Source organism: Pantoea sp. UBA5923, assembly GCF_002431095.1.
In the GTDB taxonomy this organism is placed as follows: Bacteria; Pseudomonadota; Gammaproteobacteria; order Enterobacterales; family Enterobacteriaceae; genus Pantoea; species Pantoea piersonii.
Genome location: NZ_DJDN01000029.1, coordinates 118,092 through 118,809 on the forward strand (window position 1 = coordinate 118,092; position 718 = coordinate 118,809).

A 718-nucleotide genomic window follows, 5' to 3' on the forward strand; every position below is an offset into this window, starting at 1 on the left:
GCGGGACGCTTTGCTCTTCGGGCCTTTTCACCCGCTTAGCAGACTCTGGGCATGGCCTGAGAAATTAAGGGCAACCTCTTTTTCACGACGGCGCGCGGTCCTGTGCTGAGCTTCCCGAGCGCTGCGGCACAAACCGCTGGCGCCAGGCGCTGGGCGTTAAACCCGTTTCGCGCGTAAAGACTACTGAGAAATAGTTGCTGTCGTCGAAGCCACAGCGCGCCGCCACTTCACTGATCAGACAATCCTGGGTGCGCAGCAGATATTTTGCCTGACAAAGCTGCAGTTGCCGCAGATAGTGACCGACCGTCATCCCGGTCTGCTGGCGAAACAGCTGCTTCAGCGCGCGTTCGTTCAGCGAATTTTGCTGGCAAAAGGTCGCCAGATCGAAGGGGCGCGCCACCGCGCCCTGTAGCGCCGACATCAGCAGATCGAGCTGTTCGCCTTCCGGCAGCGCCCAGGGACGATCCGCCGCATAGCCGTGGCGGCGAAGAATAAGCGCCAGCTGTAAAAAAAGCGCCTCCGTAAGCTGAATGGAAAGGGGATCGCTTTTGCGGCTTTCGCGCTCCAGCTGGCTGATCACGCCGCGCGCCAGCGCCATGCCGCGGGTGGTCAGACGCCAGTAGCCCGGCGCGTCAACGCCTTGCGGCGGCAAGAGTTGTCCCCAGTCGAGAGCAAGACCGAAGCGATCGCGACAGTAGAGGATATTGTCCAGCACCAG

At 61.3% G+C, this 718-nt stretch carries 1 protein-coding gene; it reads right to left on the bottom strand.

What is annotated here, in order from left to right; genetic code table 11:
- Nucleotides 1-82: 82 nt before the first annotated feature.
- Nucleotides 83-718, bottom strand: a 636-nt coding sequence (locus B3797_RS07895; RefSeq protein ID WP_311790799.1) for a helix-turn-helix domain-containing protein, incomplete at its 5' end; no start/stop codon positions are given.